Raw genomic sequence first — 17734 nt, 5'->3', positions numbered from 1 at the left:
GAGGGGCGGGTCCTCGGGACGCGGGACGTCATCCCGTGGTCGTACGCGGACCGGGGGAGACCCCTACCTGCAGGTGCCCGACGGCGTCACGCGCCCGGGCGCACGAGTCCCGTCTCGTACGCGGTCACCACGGCCTGGACGCGGTCGCGCGCCCCGAGCTTGGCGAGGATGCGCCCGACGTGGGTCTTGACCGTGGCCTCGGCGACGAACAGGTCGCTCGCGATCTCGGTGTTGGACCGGCCCCGGGCCATGAGCACCAGGACCTCGCGCTCACGCTCGGTGAGCGAGGAGATCTGCTCCTGCGCCCCCGTGTCGACGAGCTGCTCGGCGGGCAGGGCCACGACCAGGTGCTCGAGGAGCCGGCGGGTCGAGGACGGGGCGATCACCGCGTCGCCCGAGTGCACGGTGCGGATCGCGGCGAGCATCTCCTCGGGCGGGGCGTCCTTGAGCAGGAACCCGCTGGCCCCGGACCGGATGGCCTCCAGGACGTACTCGTCGAGGTCGAACGTCGTGAGCACGATGACCCGGGGCACGTGCTGGCCCTCGGCCGCCGCGGCGGTGAGCTGGGCCGTGGCCGAGAGGCCGTCGAGGTGCGGCATGCGCACGTCCATGAGCACGACGTCGACCGGATGGTCCGCGAGGAGCCGCAGGGCCTGGAGCCCGTCGCCGGCCTCGACCGTGACCTGGAGGTCGGGCTGGGAGTCGATGACCATCCGGAACCCGGCACGCACGAGCTGCTGGTCGTCGACGAGCGCGACCCGGATGGGGGCCTGCGCGGGGAGGTCGGGAGTGAAGAAGGTGGAGGTCATGGTTCCTGGGGATCGTCGGGTGCGGGTGCGGGTGCGGGTGCGGGTGCGGGTGCGGGGGTGCCGGACGTCTGCTGCCCCATCCTGCCCGACGGCGGAGCGGGCGGCGCCGGGACGGGGGGAGCGACGCCGTCGAGCCGGGGGATGGGCATGGTGAACCGGACGCGGAAGCCGCCACCGGGGCGCGGACCCGTGGTCACCGCGCCGCCGAAGATCACCGCGCGCTCGCGCATCCCGAGCAGTCCGTAGCCGGGGGAGTGCGTGCCGTCGGCGGACGCCCCGCGGCCGTCGTCGTCGACCGCGAGCTGGAGCGTGTCGACCCCCCACGTCACGACGACCGTGACGGTCGGGTCGGGGCCCGCGTGCTTGAGGATGTTGGTGAGCGCCTCCTGGCACACGCGGTAGACCGTCAGACCGGCGCCCGGGGGCAGCGGGCGCGGGGTGCCCATGCGGACGAGCGAGATGCGCATGCCGCTGTCGCGGACCTGCGAGACGAGCGACTCGAGGTCGGCCGAGTCGGGCTGGGGCGTGAGCTCGACGCGCCGCACGGACCCGGTGGCGGTCGGCACGGCGCCGGTCGTCGGGCTGCTCGTGCGCGGGCCCGTCGTCTGGCTCGTCGCCGTGCCTGCCGCCGCGCCCGTCGCCCGGGCCTCGTCCAGGACCTGCCGGGGACGGTTGTTGAGCCCGGGGGCGTGCGTGAGCTGCGCGGGGTGGCCCGAGCCCGCGACCGCGTCGCGGTCGTCGGTGCGCAGGACGCCCAGCAGTCGGCGCATGTCGGCGAGGGCCGCACGACCGGTGTCCGAGACCGTGGCCAGCGCACGCGTGGCCGCGGCGGGGTCGGCGGCTCCTGCGTACCGGCCGCCGTCGGCCTGGGCGATGATGACCGACAGCGAGTGGGCCACGATGTCGTGCATCTCGCGGGCGATGCGCGAGCGCTCGGCGGCCGTCGCGATCTGCGCCTGCTGGTCGCGCTCGACCTCGAGACGCTCGGCGCGGTCGACCAGGGCGTTGATGGTCTCGCGCCGTGAGCGGCGCACCAGGCCGAAGGCCCAGACGGCCAGGAACATCATCGTGGAGAACATCGCCGTGAAGACGAGCACCCCCGCCGCCTCGGCGGCGCTGCTGGCGTTGACGGCGAGCCTCAGCCCCAGCACGAGCGACCCCGCGGCCGACGAGATCATCGCGGTGCGGTGGGCCCAGCGAGGGCCGTAGACCGTCACCGAGAACAGCGAGATCAGCAGGAGGAAGTCGGACGGCAGGAAGATGATCCCGACGAGCAGGTGGAGCAGCGCGACCGCGTAGACCGTGACCGCCGAGGCGACGGGGCGGACGCGCCGCCAGGGGAGCGGGGCGAGCATGCCGATCGTGAAGAGCGTCGAGAGCGTCGACCCGCCCGTGACGGAGGACCCGTAGGCGAGCGCGAACGGGATGAACACGAGCGCGACGACGACCGTGCTCGTGAGGTCGACCGCGAACCGGTGCCGCTCCCACCACTTGCCCATGTTCTCGTACCAACCCATGACTGCCAGGGTAGGTGGCGGGCCCGGGGCGACGCGTCCTCCCGGGGACGGACGGGGCGCGCGACCGTGGGGGGACCCGCGGTCGCGCGGGCGGCCGGGACGAGAGGCGGCGCACGAGGTCCTGCGGTGGGGAACCGGCGGCCCGCCGGGACCTGCCGGACGGCGCGGACCGGGACAGACCCGGGCAGAGCGGAACGCCTGCCGCGGTGTGTCCATCAGGTGTGTCACGTGCGTCCCACGGGGCCTGATGGATAACGCCAAAGTTCTGCGAATGCCCTAGCATGATCGAATGACCCACGTACTGCTAGCGGAGGACGACCCGGCGATTGCCGAACCTTTGGCGCGTGCGCTGACGCGTGAGGGTTACAACGTGGTCGTGCATGGAACTGGTCAAGGAGCGATCGACGCCGCGAGCGGTGTCGACATCGTGGTCCTGGATCTGGGCCTCCCGGACATGGACGGCCTGGACGTCGCACGTGAGATCCGCAACAAGGGTCTGACGACACCGGTCCTGGTCCTCACCGCGCGTGCCGACGAGGTCGACCTGGTGGTCGGCCTCGACGCCGGCGCCGACGACTACGTGACCAAGCCTTTCCGCCTCGCCGAGCTGCTCGCCCGCGTCCGGGCGCTGCTGCGCCGTACGCACGGCGACCCGACCGACGAGGAAGAGCTGGTCGCCCAGGATGTCCGTATCGACGTCGCTGCGCACCGCGCCTTCCAGGGCGACCGCGAGCTGCACCTGACGACCAAGGAGTTCGAGCTCCTGCGCGTCCTCATCGCGAGCGCGGGGTCCGTCGTGGTGCGTGACACCCTCATGCGAGACGTGTGGGGCTCTGAGCCCGTGGGCTCCACCAAGACCCTGGACATGCACGTGTCCTGGCTGCGTCGCAAGCTCGGGGACGACGCCAACTCGCCGCGCTACGTCTCCACGGTGCGAGGCCTCGGCTTCCGCTTCGAGACCGGCGAGGGCTGATCCCCCGACGGGGCTGAGCGAAGGGTCGGGGAAGCGTGCGTCGACGCGTTCTGCAGGCGACGGTCGCGGCCGTCGCCGTCGCCGTGCTCCTGCTCGGTTTTCCGCTCGCGTTCCTCGGGGCGCAGTTCGTCCTGGCCAACGAGATGGACCAGCTCCAGGGTCGCGTCGACACCCTGGCGCGCAACATCGACAACAGGCTCGCGCAGAACGAGCCCATCCCGCAGTCGGTCCTCGACAACGCGTCCGTGGGGCGACCGGGGGAGCTGCCCGCGTACGTGTTCGTGAACCTCCCGGACGGCGAGCAGATGACCGCGGGCGAGGTCGTCACGGGGCGAGCCAACGAGGCGGCGGACCGGACGGACCAGAACGCGACGGTCGCGCTCAGCACGTCGTTCGCCGAGAGCTACTGGAAGGCCGCCCAGATCGTCCTGCTCGTCGTGGCGGCCTCGGTCGTGGCGTTCGCGGCCGGGATCGCCATGGCCGTGTGGCAGGCGAACCGGCTCTCCGCGCCGCTGGTCTACCTCGCGGCGTCGGCCGAGCAGCTCGGGTCGGGGCAGGTGCGCCCGCGGCTCGAACCCTCCGGGGTCGAGGAGATCGACCTCGTCGCGGCCGAGCTCGCACGCAGCTCGGACCGCCTGGCCGGCCGCCTCGCGGCCGAGCGGCAGTTCGCCTCCGACGCCTCGCACCAGCTCCGCACGCCGTTGACGGCGCTGAGCATGCGGCTCGAGGAGATCTCGATGGCCTCGGACGACCCTGCCGTCCAGGAGGAGGCCCGGATCTCGCTCGAGCAGGTCGAGCGGCTCGTCACGGTGGTCGACGACCTGCTGACCCAGTCGCGGCGGGCCCAGGGCGGGACCACCGAGGCCGTGCGGCTCATCGAGGTCGTCCGGCAGCAGGAGGAGGAGTGGGTACCGACGTTCGCCCAGGCCGGGCGTGAGCTCGTGATCGACGTGCCCGAGGGGTACCAGGTCCTCGCGACGCCGGGCGCTCTCGCCCAGGTCCTCGCGACGCTCATCGAGAACTCGCTCAAGCACGGTGCAGGCACCACGACGGTCCGCGCCCGCCCCAGCGGGACGAGCGGCGCGGTCGCCGTCGAGGTCGGCGACGAGGGCGAGGGCGTCTCGGACGAGATGGCGCCACGGGTCTTCGAGCGCGGTGCGACCTCAGGAGCGGGGACGGGTCTGGGTCTCGCGCTCGCGCGCGACCTGGCCGCAGCCGACGGAGGAAGGCTCGAGCTCGCGCAGCGCCGTCCGCCGATCTTCGCGCTCTTCCTCGCAGGGGTCCCGCGGACGCTCGACCCGCGGGTCGTCCTGCCGACGGGGACGCTGATCTCCGCGCGGGGCGGGCGGCGGCGTCGGCGTGGTCGTGGACCCGAGGTCGAGCCCCGCTAGGTGCGGGCGCTCCGGTGATGAGCGGGATGCCGCGCCCGGTCAGGCTCCTGTGAAGACGAACCTGCGGTAGCTCACGTAGCGGAAGACGTTGGCCAGGGCGAGCCCGACGACGTTCGCCGAGACGTTCTCCGCGAGGGGAGACGTCAGGCCCATGACGCTCGTCGAGAAGGCGAGGCAACCGAGCGAGATCGCCATGCCGACGGCGTTGACGAGCAGGAAGCCGATCAGCTCGCGCGTGCGCTGCGTGGTGCGCCGGTCGGAGAAGGTCCAGTAGCGGCTGCCGAGCCACGAGACCAGGGTCGACACGACGACCGCTATGGCCTTGGCTTCGAGAGGGCTCGAGCTGAGCGCCTCCCAGGGGCCGAAGCGCAGGAGGTTGAAGACGCCGAGGTCGACGAAGAAGGCGATCGTCCCGACGAAGCTGAAGCGGCCCAGCTCGAGGAGTCGTGCGGCGACGCGGGCGCGGCGCAGCGCACCGCGGGCGAGGCCGTCGGCCGTCGCGCGGGCGGACCTGACCTCGCGTGCGGTGGACGACCGGGTGGGATCGAGCGCGAGCTCGTCGACCTGGCTGGACATGATGGGCAGGGTACGCGGTCGACCTGGGAACGATTGCCAGGAGCAACTGATCGCTGGGACGGGTCGGCCGGGGGCGTGCCGAGCGACTACCCTCGGTACACGTGTCAGTACCAGTGATCGCCGTTGTCGGAGGCGGGCAGCTCGCCCGCATGATGGCCCCTGCGGCCGGTGAGCTCGGAGTGCACCTGCGGGTGCTCGTCGAGGCTCCCGGGTCGTCGGCGGCCCAGGTCGTGACCGACGCCCCGGTGGGCGCGGCGGGGGACGAGGCCGCCGTGCGCGAGCTCATCGCACCGACCGACGGGCGTCCCCCCGCGGACGTCCTCACATTCGAGCACGAGCACGTACCCAACGACCTCCTTGCCGACGTCATCGCGCACGGCACCCCGGTGCGACCCGCACCGCACGCGCTGGTCCAGGCGCAGGACAAGATCGTCATGCGTCGGCGGCTCACCGAGCTCGGGGCCCCGTGCCCACGCTGGGCACCCCTGCCTGTCGACCCCGAGCAGGGCCACACGAGGCTCGTCGAGTTCCTCGCCGAGGTCGGGGGACAGGCCGTGGTCAAGACCTCGCGCGGTGGGTACGACGGCAAAGGCGTGCGCGTCGTGTCGTCCGCCGACGAGGCCGCTGACTGGCTCGCGGCGGCCGCCGCGGGCGGACCGCAGCTCCTCGTCGAGGAGAAGGTTCCCTTCACGCGTGAGCTCGCGGTCCTGGTCGCCCGCCGTCCGAGCGGCGAGGTCCGCACCTGGCCCGTGGTCGAGTCGATCCAGCGCGACGGCGTGTGCTCCGAGGTCGTGGCGCCCGCGCCCGACCTCACCGACACCGAGGCCGAGGAGGCCAGGACTGCCGCGATCGCGATCGCCGAGGGGCTCGACGTGACGGGCGTGCTCGCGGTCGAGATGTTCGAGGTGCTCGACAGCACGGGCGACGGCCGTCCGGTGCGCCGCGTCCTGGTCAACGAGCTCGCGATGCGCCCGCACAACTCGGGGCACTGGACCATCGACGGCTCGGTCACGAGCCAGTTCGAGCAGCACCTGCGCGCCGTGCTCGACCTGCCGCTGGGCGACACCTCGCCCACGGCCCCGTGGACCGTCATGGCCAACGTGCTGGGGTCGAGCCTCCCCCGGCTGACGGACGCCCTGCCCGCGGTCCTGGGGGCGTTCCCCGACGCGCGCGTCAACCTGTACGGCAAGGACGTGCGCCCCGGCCGCAAGCTCGCCCACGTGAACGTGAGCGGCCATGACCTGGTCGAGGTCCGCCGTCGGGCGCTGGGCGCCGCCGCGCTGCTGCGCGGCGAACCCCTCCCCGAGGACCCCACCACCGACGAGACGAAGGCCTGAGACATGACCGAGAACACAGTGACAGGCACGAGCGCCACGCCCGACAGCCCCGTCGTGGGGATCGTGATGGGTTCCGACTCGGACTGGCCCGTCATGCAGGAGGCCGCGAACGCGCTGCGCGAGTTCGGCGTGGCGATCGAGGTCGACGTCGTCTCGGCCCACCGCATGCCCACCGAGATGATCGACTACGGGCGCAGCGCGGCCGAGCGCGGCCTGCGGGTCGTCATCGCGGGCGCCGGGGGCGCAGCGCACCTGCCAGGCATGCTCGCGGCCGTGACGCCCCTGCCGGTCATCGGGGTGCCCGTGCCCCTGCGCTACCTCGACGGCATGGACTCGCTCCTGTCGATCGTGCAGATGCCCGCCGGCGTGCCCGTCGCGACCGTCTCGATCGGTGGCGCGCGCAACGCCGGCTTGCTGGCCGCGCGCATCCTGGCGTCCGGCACCGACGACGACGCAGCGCGCCTGCGCGAGAAGATGGTCGCCTTCCAGGAGGGGCTCAGCGAGCAGGCGCACGCCAAGGGCGCCGCGCTGCGTGCCTCGGTCGCGGGGGAGCGCCGGACGGGGTTCGGGGCGTAGGGGTCCCTAGCGAGCGGCAGCGGGGCCTCCCGAGATCGGGAAGCCCCGCTGCGGCCGACCACAGCGGCCGCCGGGCGACGAGCTAGGACTGCGGCAGCCCGCCCACGACACCCGCGGGCAGCTTGCCGTCGCGGACGTCGGCCCAGAAAGCGGGGCTGAGGTCGGGGTCGAGCTGGACCGTGGACCCCACGCCGCCCGGACGGTAGTCCGGGTTGGAGATGGGCGGGGTCCCCGTGATCCCTCCTGGTCCGTTCGCCGCGCGGAACGCGAGCGCCATCTTGCCGAGGTCGATGATGCCCGTCTTCTCGTCGACCACGAGCGAGGCGAGACCAGCGTCGATCAACGAGACCTGCGTCCCGGGCTTGAGCAGGAGACTCTTGTCCGCGGCCTTCTTGCTGATCGCTCCGATGACCTGGCGCTGGCGCTCGGCACGGCCGATGTCTCCCTGCGGGTCGGAGTAGCGCATCCGGGAGAACGCCAGAGCCGTGGGGCCGTCTGCGGGGTGGCACCCGGCGGTCCAGACCAGCTCGCTCCGGGCGTCGTCCACGTCGTAGTCGAGGCACAGCTCGACACCTCCGACGGCATCCACGATGCCTTCGACGCCCCCGAAGCCGATCTCGATGTAGTGGTCGACCGTCAGCCCTGTCAGCTGCTCGACCGTCTGGACGAGGAGCGGTGCTCCGCCCCACGAGTATGCCGCGTTGAGCTTGGAGGCCCCCTTGCCGGGGATCTCCGCATAGGTGTCGCGAGGGAGGCTGATGAGCGACGCCGGACCGCTGCGCGGCTTGTGGAGCAGCATGATCGTGTCGGTGCGAGCCCCCTCCGTGCCGTCCTCGCTGATCCCTTCGCCACGGGCGTCAGATCCCGCGAGGAGGTAGGTCTCGCCCGGGGTGCCTGCCGCGCCTGAGAGAGCCTCGACGTGCTGGATCTTCCCGTTCGCCCACACGAGCAGGCCGATCGGCCAGGCGAGGAGGAGCACGAGGGCGAAGATGCCGACGACGGCAGCGAGACGCCCCTTGCGGAGCCGGAAGCCGGACCCTCCGCGCGAGGACGGCCCGTCGGGCCGAGGGTGCGCGGACGGGGGACGGCCGCCCCCGGGCGGGACGTTCGACCGTCCCGAGGCGCTCCGGACCGGCGCAGGGTGGCCGGACGCAGAGTGCGGAGCCGACTGAGGGCGGATCGTCGCCGGCCGTGCGGCGCCGGCGGCACCCGCTGCGGACGGGCGCGGCGCAGCGCCGTCTTCGGTACGGCTCGCCGCACGGGTCGGTCCGCTCGCTGGTCGGGTCTGACGCTCCACGGCCGGAGGGACGGACGGCGGAGACTCGGCGCCGGTCGCCGCGCGACGCGCAGGGGCGGCAGCAGCCGACGGCTCGCCGTAGCCGGTACGCCGTCCGCCGACCGAGCGCGAAGGGATCGCCGACGGAGGGGTGCCGGGACGAGCCTGCGGGGTGGGGGCGCTCCGGGACGACTGGCGCTTGATCCGCGGTTCGGCCGCGAGCGGGACGTCCGGGGGCAAGGGTTCGGAGGGGCCCCGGGGCGCGGAGCCAGGGGTGCTCGAACCGACCGGGATGGCGTCGCCGGCGCTGGGCGGTCGCGCGGCCCGCCCGGCCTGCGGAGTGAAGCTCGGGGGGCGGGTACGGCCTGACTGTGACTCGTCGTGGGACACGGTGACCTCAGTCGCCGACCGACGAGACGTCGTCGAGCCGACGGCGGCCTCGGGGCCTGCGGAGTCCTGGGGCGAGGGGGCGAACGGCCAGCATGACACGGATGCTCCCACTGCTGACGCCCTGCGGACCGTAGGCGGGGCCGATGGTAGGCGCAAGAAGCGGAAGTGACGTCACAGCAAGAGAGCCTATTGCGACCCGAGGAACGGGCTGAGACCGCCGGGAGCGCTTCGGGTGGAGGACTTGTGTAGATCGTCGATCGCCGTTCCGGGGGCAGGCGGTCGAGGAACTCCTGGTCTGCTCGGGTAGGGTGCAACCCGTGCCTGAGAGTCCGTTGAGTTCGAGATCCACGCCCCGTGTCGGGGTCGTCGCCGTCGTCGTTGCCTACAATCGGCGTGATCTGCTCAAGGAAGCCCTCGACGCGCTCGCGGCGCAGACTCACCCGGTCCGTGGGGTGGTCGTCGTCGACAACCGTTCGGAGGACGACTCCGCGGTCGTCGCTGCTGAGCACCCGATCGGGGCCACGGTCCTCGAGCTCAGCCGCAACACCGGGGGGGCCGGCGGGTTCGCCGCGGGAATCGCGCACGCACTCGCCGAGTTCGACCCCGAGTGCATCTGGCTCATGGACGACGACACCATCCCGACGCCGACCGCGCTGGCCGAGCTCGTCCGGGTACGTGACGAGTATCCCGAGCCTGTGGCGCTCCTCGGCAGCAGGGTGGTGTGGCACGACGGGCGTGACCATCCGATGAACACGCCTCGCCGGCGCCCGGGTGCCACGAGCGACGAGAAGACCGACTCGGCTGCGGTGGGTGCCTTCCCGGTCCGGTCGTCGTCCTTCGTCTCGATGCTCGTCGACTCCCGGGCGGTTCGCTACCACGGTCTTCCCGTGGCCGACTACTTCATCTGGAACGACGACTTCGAGTTCTCCGCGCGCCTGCTACGGCGGGGGATCGGTCTCTTCGTGCCCTCGAGCGTGGTCGAGCACCGGACCAAGGTCTTCGGATCGACAGACGTCGATCCCGGTGAGCGCTTCTACTTCGAGATTCGCAACAAGGTGTGGATGCTCACCCGTTCCAGCGCGTTGTCGCCGGAAGAGCGAATCCTGTACACCGGCTCGTCGCTGCGCCGCTGGGCGCGAACGTTCGCAGGCTCCTCCCGACGCGACGTGCTCCGCAAGGCTGGGCTGCGGGGGCTGCGGGACGGGGTCCTGCGTTCACCGCGTCCGACCACGAGCGTCCTCGACGGGGCCGGTGTCGATGCCTCGGAGATACTCGACGTCGAGGGCGGGCGCCGTCGTGAATGACGGACGACCCGGCTCTCCGCAGTTCTCGGTCCTGCTTCCGGTGTACGCGGGCGACGAGCCCGCCTTTCTGGAACGTGCCTTCGCCTCGGTGACGCACGAGCAGACCCTCGAGCCGACCGAGGTCGTCATCGTCCGCGACGGCCCCGTCGGGACGGAGCTGACGTCCTCGCTCGAGACGATCCGGACGGGGAGTCCCGTGCCTGTCGTTCTCGTAGAGCTCGAGGCGAACGTGGGTCTCGCTCGGGCGCTCGAGGAAGGCCTTGCACGTTGTGCCCACGAGATCGTCGCGCGAATGGACGCCGACGACATCAGCGAGCCGTCGCGGTTCGCCGTCCAGGTCCCGTTGGTCGCCGAACGGTACGACATCGTCGGCTCGGCGATCGAGGAGTTCGAGGTGGAAGGCGGACCAGCAGGGATCGTGCGTATCCCGCCCCTGACGTCCGAGGAGATCGACCGGGCAGCGCGATTCCGGTCACCCTTCAACCACCCTTCGGTCGTCTACCGACGCAGTGCCGTCGCGGCCGCGGGTGGCTACGAGGACCTGCCCCTCATGGAGGACTACTGGCTGTTCGCTCGGATGCTCGCTCACGGTGCCCGAGCGCTCAACGTCGCGGACTCGCTGGTCCGGTACCGGGTCGGCGCGGGGGCGTACGGGCGTCGCGGTGGTACTCGTCTCCTGGCCTCCGAGCTCGAGCTGCAACGGCGGTTGCGAGGCATCGGCTTCACCTCCACGCTGCAGGAGATTCGCAACTCGGTGCTGCGCGGCGGATACCGGTTGGTGCCGCAGGCGCTGCGTCGTCGGGCATACCGGGCGGACGCCCGACGACGCTAGGCCTTCGTGGACCTCACGGCGTGGTGTCGTCCGACGTGGAGCCCGGCTCGACGGAAGCTGACTCGACCCGGCTGTCGACGGACGCGAGCTCTGCCTCGGCGAGACTCAGCTCGCGCGTCAGGAGGGTGATCTTCCGACCGAGCTCGTTGAGTCTCCGGTTGCTCGTCGCGATGTAGCTGACGAAGGCGATCACGAGGGCGTAGAGCAGGAGGTCGGTCCCTCGACCGACACCGACGGCATTGGCGACGAACGACAACGCATCGGGGAAGATGATCGCCAGCACGGCAGCGACCACGAACGTGGCGAGCAGGAGCCTCCGGATGGCCTGGTGCCGGGCGTTCGCAGTAGATCGGGTGAGCATGACCGACACCACGACGATCGCGGCGATGAGGATGATCTGGATCAGCATGTGGTGCTCCGCTACTTGAAGATGAGATCGACGAGGATGTTGACGGAGTTCCAGACCGACTGCCCCTTGGCGCGAGAGTAGTCGGTGTAGAGGATGTGGACCGGGTACTCCCTCCACGGAAGACCGGAACTGCCGAGCTGGTGCACGATCTCGCTCGCGTGCGCCATGCGATCCTGCCGAAGGTTCACCGCACGGGCTGCGTCGACCCGCAGAACCCGCAGTCCGTTGTGGGCGTCGGTCAGCTTCAGTCCCGTGCTGCGGTTGGTGAACCACACCGCCATCGCCAGGACCACACGCTTGACCAGGCCGGGCTTGGTGCGGGCGTCCAGGAAGCGAGAGCCGAAGACGATGGCGAGGTCGTCCGCCCGGGCGGTCTCGACCATGGCCGCAGCGTCCTCGACCCGGTGCTGCCCGTCTGCGTCGAACGTGACGAGGTACCGGGCTCCGGGCTGATTGCGGGCGTACTCGATGCCGGTCTGCAGGGCTGCGCCCTGCCCGAGGTTCACCGCATGACGCAGGACCGTGGCGCCACCGAGGCGTGCTTGTTCGATCGAGTCGTCGGTGCTCCCGTCGTCGACACAGACGATGTGCGGGAAGACGGTGAGGGCAGCTCGGACGACGTCTTGGATCACGCTCGCTTCGTTGTAGAGCGGGATGACCAGCCAGGCGTCGTCGATCGGCGTGAGCGGACGTTCAGCAAGGGCTTCTTCGTCGAGCGCGCGGGATGGTTCGCGCGTCGGTGTGAGGTGCATGACTCCTATTCTCGCAGGTGCACGGGCCCCCGTGGCACACGTCCTCGATACGTCTGGGTATGCTGACCCGCGGCGCAGCCCGGAGGCGACGTCGACGCCCAGGCGTCTCCCGTCTGATCGAACCCACGGAGATCGACCCTTGGAATCGCAGAACCACTACTACGGTCACAGCTTTGGCTTCGCCCACTATCTCGGGCTCGACCGACCTCGCCACATCGCAGGGCTCGTGCAGCACGGATGGACCGCCCAGTCGCCCGTGGAGACGCATTTCCGTGACTTCCCGAAGCTGGCCGCAGACTCGCCTCTCCCGCACCAGCGGCTCTTGGTGTGGTCCCACTCCTCGCGGGCTTGGGAACCGGACCGCTCAGCCGCCACGACTGCGGTCGGTGCACCGTTCGTCTACGAGGCTCTGAGTCGCGGTGCCGACAGCACCGCCACGGGCCAGGGCACCGTGATCTTCCCGGTGCACGGGATCGAGACCCAGGCCATCTCGGGTGACCACCGAGCTGCGGCGCGCCGTTGGTACGACACGGAGGGGCCCTCCACGGTCTCGATCTACTGGAGCGACGCGCGCGACGAGCGACTCGTCGACACCTACCTCGAAGCAGGGCACACCTGCGTCACGCTCGGGCGACGCACTGATCCCCACTTTCTCGGCAGGCTGTACGCGCTGCTCTCCGGGGCGTCGAGAGTCGTCTCCAACAGACTGTCGACCCCGGTCGTCTACGCGGGTTGGCTGGGGCGGGAGGTGGGCGTCTACGGTGACCCGATGCTTCTCGCGAGCGAGGACCCCGGGTCGCTGAGGCGTCTGGAGCTCCTGTGGCCGGAGTTCTACGGGGAGAAGACCGTGGGGGACGAGGTACGCGCCGTTGCAGCGGTCGAGCTCGGTGCGGACGCCGTCCTCTCTCGGACCGAGCTTCGCCGCGTGCTCGGCTGGGATCGTCGCCGAGTCGCTCCGTGGGTTCGGCACTGGGCGGTCTCGCCGGTGGAGAGGGCACTGATCAACGTCCGTCGCCGCAGCGAGGCGCCGACGGCGACCTCGGAAGCGGCTGGTGGGCCGTCCTGGGGCGCCTGGTTCGTCGCGGCGACGTCGTACCTCCCGCGCCCGCTGGGCAGCGTCGACCCGAGCAAGACCCAGCCGATCAGGCTGGAGACGAGTCGGGCCTGACGGGTCGCAGCCACCGAAGAACCGGTCGGGCGCAGCCGAGGAGCACGGCGACGAGCAAGACCAGGCGCAGCCCGGTACCCCATGCCGTCTCTGGCAGTGCCAGTGCGGCGCACGTCGACACCCCGGTGACGACCAGCGGGAGCAGGGGGGCAGGTGGCCCCCAGCGGGGCGAGAACGTCAGGGCCTGGACCGCTGTCGTGAAGAGGGCCATCAACACGTAGATGGCTGTGTAGGAGAGACCGATCCCGGCGATTCCCCACACCGGGACGAGCACGGTGGCCAGCAGCAACCCCGAACCGACCGCGAGAGGAGTCGTCACGGAGAGTGCTCCCGTGCGCCCACGGACCAGGATGAGGTGGCTGCTCGCGAGGTAGTAGACCGACGGCACCGCGGAGAGTGCGGCGAGCACGACTCCGGTCGACATCTCCGCGTGGTCGTAGCCAGGCGGCGTGGCCACCCGAACCAGGAACGGTGCTGTCAGCGCCACGGTGCTCACGAGGACGGCCACGACCAGAAGAATCGTTCGTGTCGTCGACGTCAGCACGGCAAGCCGACGGTCCGGCGTCTGCTTGTAGATGAGTGGGGCCCAGGCATTGTTGAGAGCGCCGGTCAGAACCGTGGCCCCAGCACCGAGTGTCAGGACCACGTTCGCGGTTCCGCCGGCGTCCAGGATACGGTCGGCGACGACGACGAGGCCTGCGATGGCGAGGTACAGCGCGACCTGATGGGGGACGGTCGGCACCCCGAGCCGAAGTGCACGGAGCAGGCCGCGCCACGACGCCGCGCGAGGCCCGGAGGCGAACGCGATGACGATCCCTGCGAGCCCGGCGAGCAGATAGCCGCCGGCCAGTGCGGCGAGGTACAGCGTCCCGCTGCGAGCTCCCGAAGCGATCAGGCAGAGGCCCACAGCTGGTCCGGCCAGCGTGCCTCCGGCCGCGAGGAGCACGAAGGGCACCGGGCGTTCGGCGCCTCGCAGGTACGACTGAGCGACGATGACGATCCCGCCCCCCAGCGACGCCAGGACGGAGAGAAGGAGAGCTGTGTCCCACGGGCGTCCGAGGAGCGCTGGAGCCCACCAACGGCCGGTTGCCAGGGCGAACCCGGCCAGCAGCACGCTGATCACGGTCGATTGCGCCACCAGGCCACGAGCGCCGGACGCTCCGGCCGAGCCGAGGATGTACTCGCGGGTGATGGCCGCACCCATCCCCAGCGCCACCATGATGACGCCGACCTGGATCACGGCGGTGCCGAGTGCCACGGTGTCGTACTCGGCCTGAGGCAGCAGGCGGGTGACGATCGGCAGGATCAGGAGCGACGCCACCGCAGGCGCCGCGGTACCTGCCGTGTAGATCAGGGCCCGCGACACCGTCCGACCACGGTCGGACGGGACCGGGGGGGCCGACGGCGCGGCGCCCTGACTCATCGTGCCGTGGTCAGCGCCGTGCGAGTGGCGGCGATCACCCGTTCGACGTCACCATCGGTCAGTCCGGGGAACATCGGAAGCGAGATCTCGCGGCGGTAGTAGTCCTCGGCGTTCGGGCACTGGCCTCGGGTGTACCCGAGGTCCTCGAAGACCGGGTGCCAGTATGCCGGGATGTAGTTCACCTGCACGCCGATGCCCTGCTCCCGCAGTGACTCGAAGACCTGTCGGCGACGCTCGGCAGGCACGCGCAGCGGGTAGAGGTGCCATGCCGGCGCGGCGCCGGCAGGGAGCACGGGGACGTCCACACCGTCGATGCCGATGAACGCCGCGTCGTAGAGGTCCTTGACCTCGGACCGACGTGCCACGAAGTCGTCGAGGCGCTCGAGCTGGTTCCGCCCGAGGGCTGCGAGGACGTCGGGGAGTCGATAGTTGAGGCCGAACGAGTGGACCTCCTGGTGCCACGGTCCTTCGTCCGGATAGCGCTGAGCCGATCTGTCGCGGACGAGACCATGGTTCTTGAAGGCCCGCGCGCGCGTCGCGAGCGACTCGTCGGAGGTGACGACCGCGCCGCCCTCGGCGGTGGTGAGGTTCTTCGTGGGGAAGAAGGAGTACGTCGTGAGGTCCGCCAGCGAACCCACGGGCCGACCGTGGAGCAAGGATCCGATCGAATGGGCAGCGTCCTCGATGTAGAGGAGTCCTCGACGGGTCGTCACGTCCCGGAACGCGGCGTCGTCGGCAGGGACGCCTGCGTAGTCGACGGCGGTGATGGCGGCCGTTCGCTCCGTGACGGCGGCCTCGGCGGCCTGGGGGTCGAGGATGCCCGTCGCAGGATCGACGTCCGCGAAGACCACCTTGGCGCCGAGGAGGGCCGCGGCAGCGGCGGTCGCGACGAAGGTCAGGGGGGTCGTGACGACCTCGTCACCCGCACCGATCCCCGCCGCGGCGTAGGCGACGTGGAGCGCGGCGGTTCCTGACGTCACCGAGATGGCGTGAGGGGCACCAGCCCGCAGAGCGATCGCGGCCTCGAACTTGTCGACCTCAGGACCGGTGGTGAGCCAGTCGCTGCCGAGCGCACCGACCACCGCCTCGATGTCCGACTCGTCGATCGACTGGCGTCCGTAAGGGAGCATCTGCTCGCTCATGCTGACTGGAGCAGCGTGCGGATGTCCTCGACGGACAGCCACTCGTCGTTGGAGTCCGACTGGTAGGCGAAGCCGTCCGGCACGGGAATACCGTCAGCCGGAGTCTCGTAGCCCCAGCCACCGACGTAGGGCATGATCACGTACCGGTCGCCCAGACGCACCGTCCGGCGAGAGTCGTCCGGCGCGATCATCTCCTCGTGGAGCTTCTCGCCGGGGCGGATCCCCACCTCGTGCTGTGCTGCGCCCGGCGCAACGGCTTCGGCGAGGTCGACGACCTTCATGCTGGGGATTCGCGGGACGTAGATCTCCCCGCCCTCCATCATCTCGAAGGAGTCGAGGACGAACTGCACAGCATGGGGAAGGGTGATCCAGAAGCGGGTCATGCGCTTGTCCGTGATCGGCAGCGACTCTCCGGCAGCGGCCAGCTGCTGGAACTTGGGGACGACGCTGCCCCGGGAGCCCATCACGTTTCCGTAGCGAACGACCGAGAAGCGGGTCTCGTGCGCAGCCGCGTAGTGGTTGGCGCTGACGAACAGCCGGTCGGCGCAGAGCTTGGTCGCGCCGTAGAGGTTGATCGGGCTCGAGGCCTTGTCGGTGGAGAGCGCGACGACCTTCTTGACCCCGGCATCGATGGCGGCCTCGACCACGTTCTGCGAGCCGGTCACGTTGGTCGCGATGAACTCGAACGGGTTGTACTCGGCCGTGTCGACCTGCTTGAGTGCGGCGGCGTGCACGACGTAGTCGACGCCGTGCATGGCGCGCTCGAGGCGGCGGCGGTCGCGGACGTCCCCGATGAACCAGCGCAACCGCGGGTCGTCGCCGAACATCGCGCGAACCTCGAACTGCTTGAGTTCGTCGCGGCTGAAGACGACGATCCTCCGGGGAGCGTGGTTGTCGAGAACCTCTCGGAGGAATGCCTTGCCGAAGGACCCGGTCCCGCCCGTGACGAGGATCGATGCGCCGGTGAGCATGGACATGCAGGTGACTTCCCATCGGTAGTGGAGTGTCGCGCCCGGTGGCTTCGCCACTGCCGAACGCATAGGTCATTATGGCACGGTGCAACTAGCAGATCCGAAGGTCGTCGTCGCGATCCAGGCCCGAACAGGTTCGACCAGGCTGCCCGGCAAAGTCCTGCGCCCCTTGGGCGGGCGACCGGTCCTCGAGTGGATGGTGCGGGCCGCCGCATCGGTCAGGGGCGTTGACGGCGTCGTCGTCGCCACGTCCACCGCGCACGGTGACGACCAGGTGGAGGATCTGGCTCGCTCCCTTGGTGTCGACGTGGTGCGAGGCAGTGAGGACGACGTCCTGAGCAGGTTTCTCCAGGTCGCGGAGACGACCGGGGCGGACGCACTCGTGCGCCTGACGGCGGACTGCCCCCTCGTGGACCCCCTGCTCGTCGAGCAGGTCGTCGCCGCGTGGCGCACCGATCCCTCGCTCGACTACGTCGCCACGACACTGGTCCGCACGCTCCCGCGGGGACTCGACGTCGAGCTCGCGAGCGTCGAGGCGTTGCGGGTGGCGGACGTCGAGGCGCGCGACCACCATCGGGTGCACGTGACGTCGTACCTCTATGCCGGCGACCGGCAGTTCCGGACGCTCGGACTCGTGGTCCAGCCTGCGGCGAACGATCTCCGGGTGACGCTGGACACCGCCGAGGACGCTCGTGTCATCGAGGCGGTCGTGGAACGCCTGGGCGACAGGCCTCCCCGGTGGTTCGAGGTCGTGGATCTCCTGAGGAGCGATCCCGACCTCGTCGCGGCCAACGCGGGAGTCCAGCAGAAGGCGTTGACCGACGGATGAGCGTCGCGTTGCTCAGATGCGATGCGACAGTGCAGGGCGGGGTCGGCCACCTCGTCCGG

At 70.8% G+C, this 17734-nt stretch carries 17 protein-coding genes; 8 read left to right on the top strand and 9 right to left on the bottom strand.

The window, feature by feature from the left end; genetic code table 11:
* Nucleotides 1–86: 86 nt before the first annotated feature.
* On the bottom strand, nt 87–809 hold the full coding sequence (locus tag ACIPWA_RS05815; RefSeq protein WP_068624511.1) for a response regulator: 723 nt from the start codon (nt 807–809) through the stop codon (nt 87–89).
* Complete coding sequence (locus tag ACIPWA_RS05810; RefSeq protein ID WP_400288732.1) at nt 806–2326, bottom strand: sensor histidine kinase; 1521 nt, start codon at nt 2324–2326, stop codon at nt 806–808. Before ACIPWA_RS05810 ends, ACIPWA_RS05815 begins: the two co-directional genes overlap by 4 nt.
* Before the next feature lie 289 nt (nt 2327–2615).
* On the opposite strand from ACIPWA_RS05810, the gene ACIPWA_RS05805 reads away from it, so the two are divergent.
* Nucleotides 2616–3299, top strand: a complete 684-nt coding sequence (locus ACIPWA_RS05805; RefSeq protein WP_056645940.1) for a response regulator transcription factor — start codon at nt 2616–2618, stop codon at nt 3297–3299.
* 35 nt (nt 3300–3334) lie between these two features.
* On the top strand, nt 3335–4690 hold the full coding sequence (locus tag ACIPWA_RS05800; RefSeq protein ID WP_056645943.1) for an ATP-binding protein: 1356 nt from the start codon (nt 3335–3337) through the stop codon (nt 4688–4690).
* A gap of 39 nt (nt 4691–4729) precedes the next feature.
* Here the strand turns inward: ACIPWA_RS05800 and ACIPWA_RS05795 are convergent, their stop codons facing one another.
* Nucleotides 4730–5266, bottom strand: a complete 537-nt coding sequence (locus ACIPWA_RS05795) for a GtrA family protein (RefSeq protein WP_400288731.1) — start codon at nt 5264–5266, stop codon at nt 4730–4732.
* A 101-nt stretch (nt 5267–5367) separates the two neighbouring features.
* Here ACIPWA_RS05795 and ACIPWA_RS05790 point away from each other — a divergent pair, with 101 nt between their 5' ends.
* Together ACIPWA_RS05790 and purE are read left to right on the top strand one after the other, a co-directional pair.
* Nucleotides 5368–6603, top strand: coding sequence for a 5-(carboxyamino)imidazole ribonucleotide synthase (locus ACIPWA_RS05790; protein WP_400288730.1), 1236 nt, complete (start codon nt 5368–5370; stop codon nt 6601–6603).
* A 3-nt stretch (nt 6604–6606) separates the two neighbouring features.
* Nucleotides 6607–7179, top strand: coding sequence for a 5-(carboxyamino)imidazole ribonucleotide mutase (gene purE, locus ACIPWA_RS05785; RefSeq protein WP_400288728.1), 573 nt, complete (start codon nt 6607–6609; stop codon nt 7177–7179).
* A gap of 82 nt (nt 7180–7261) precedes the next feature.
* On the opposite strand, the gene ACIPWA_RS05780 is transcribed toward purE, so the two are convergent.
* Entirely contained in the window at nt 7262–8158 is an 897-nt protein-coding gene (locus ACIPWA_RS05780) for an LCP family protein (RefSeq protein WP_400288727.1), read from the bottom strand.
* A gap of 1019 nt (nt 8159–9177) precedes the next feature.
* On the opposite strand from ACIPWA_RS05780, the gene ACIPWA_RS05775 reads away from it, so the two are divergent.
* Together ACIPWA_RS05775 and ACIPWA_RS05770 are read left to right on the top strand one after the other, a co-directional pair.
* Nucleotides 9178–10149 carry a glycosyltransferase gene (locus tag ACIPWA_RS05775; RefSeq protein WP_400288726.1) on the top strand — a complete coding sequence of 324 codons (972 nt, stop codon included), beginning with the start codon at nt 9178–9180 and terminating at the stop codon, nt 10147–10149.
* On the top strand, nt 10142–10981 hold the full coding sequence (locus ACIPWA_RS05770) for a glycosyltransferase (RefSeq protein ID WP_400288725.1): 840 nt from the start codon (nt 10142–10144) through the stop codon (nt 10979–10981). Before ACIPWA_RS05775 ends, ACIPWA_RS05770 begins: the two co-directional genes overlap by 8 nt.
* A 13-nt stretch (nt 10982–10994) precedes the next feature.
* Here ACIPWA_RS05770 and ACIPWA_RS05765 read toward each other — a convergent pair whose 3' ends face one another.
* Both ACIPWA_RS05765 and ACIPWA_RS05760 read right to left on the bottom strand, forming a co-directional pair.
* Nucleotides 10995–11390 carry a DUF2304 domain-containing protein gene (locus ACIPWA_RS05765; protein WP_400288724.1) on the bottom strand — a complete coding sequence of 132 codons (396 nt, stop codon included), beginning with the start codon at nt 11388–11390 and terminating at the stop codon, nt 10995–10997.
* An 11-nt stretch (nt 11391–11401) separates the two neighbouring features.
* The gene (locus ACIPWA_RS05760; protein WP_400288723.1) at nt 11402–12142 is read right to left on the bottom strand and encodes a glycosyltransferase family 2 protein; all 741 of its coding nucleotides are present in this window, start codon (nt 12140–12142) and stop codon (nt 11402–11404) included.
* Nucleotides 12143–12173: 31 nt separating this feature from the next.
* Between ACIPWA_RS05760 and ACIPWA_RS05755 the strand changes: the two genes are divergently transcribed.
* On the top strand, nt 12174–13310 hold the full coding sequence (locus ACIPWA_RS05755) for a hypothetical protein (protein WP_400288722.1): 1137 nt from the start codon (nt 12174–12176) through the stop codon (nt 13308–13310).
* Here ACIPWA_RS05755 and ACIPWA_RS05750 read toward each other — a convergent pair.
* The 3 genes from ACIPWA_RS05750 to pseB are packed head-to-tail and all read right to left on the bottom strand — an operon-like array spanning nt 13285 to nt 16852.
* Nucleotides 13285–14676 carry a lipopolysaccharide biosynthesis protein gene (locus tag ACIPWA_RS05750; protein WP_400288720.1) on the bottom strand — a complete coding sequence of 464 codons (1392 nt, stop codon included), beginning with the start codon at nt 14674–14676 and terminating at the stop codon, nt 13285–13287. The genes ACIPWA_RS05755 and ACIPWA_RS05750 overlap by 26 nt on opposite strands.
* A 53-nt stretch (nt 14677–14729) precedes the next feature.
* On the bottom strand, nt 14730–15875 hold the full coding sequence (locus ACIPWA_RS05745; RefSeq protein ID WP_400288718.1) for a DegT/DnrJ/EryC1/StrS family aminotransferase: 1146 nt from the start codon (nt 15873–15875) through the stop codon (nt 14730–14732).
* Entirely contained in the window at nt 15872–16852 is a 981-nt protein-coding gene (gene pseB / locus ACIPWA_RS05740; RefSeq protein ID WP_400288717.1) for a UDP-N-acetylglucosamine 4,6-dehydratase (inverting), read from the bottom strand. The genes ACIPWA_RS05745 and pseB overlap by 4 nt, the downstream gene beginning before the upstream one ends.
* 79 nt (nt 16853–16931) lie before the next feature.
* Here pseB and ACIPWA_RS05735 point away from each other — a divergent pair, with 79 nt between their 5' ends.
* Nucleotides 16932–17675 carry a cytidylyltransferase domain-containing protein gene (locus tag ACIPWA_RS05735; RefSeq protein WP_400288716.1) on the top strand — a complete coding sequence of 248 codons (744 nt, stop codon included), beginning with the start codon at nt 16932–16934 and terminating at the stop codon, nt 17673–17675.
* Nucleotides 17676–17734 lie beyond the last annotated feature (59 nt).

The sequence above is a fragment of the Oerskovia enterophila genome (genome assembly GCF_044748475.1).
GTDB lineage: Bacteria > Actinomycetota > Actinomycetes > Actinomycetales > Cellulomonadaceae > Oerskovia > Oerskovia enterophila.
Note: the sequence above shows the minus strand (reverse complement) of the source record. Positions and strands in the feature narration are given on the sequence as shown.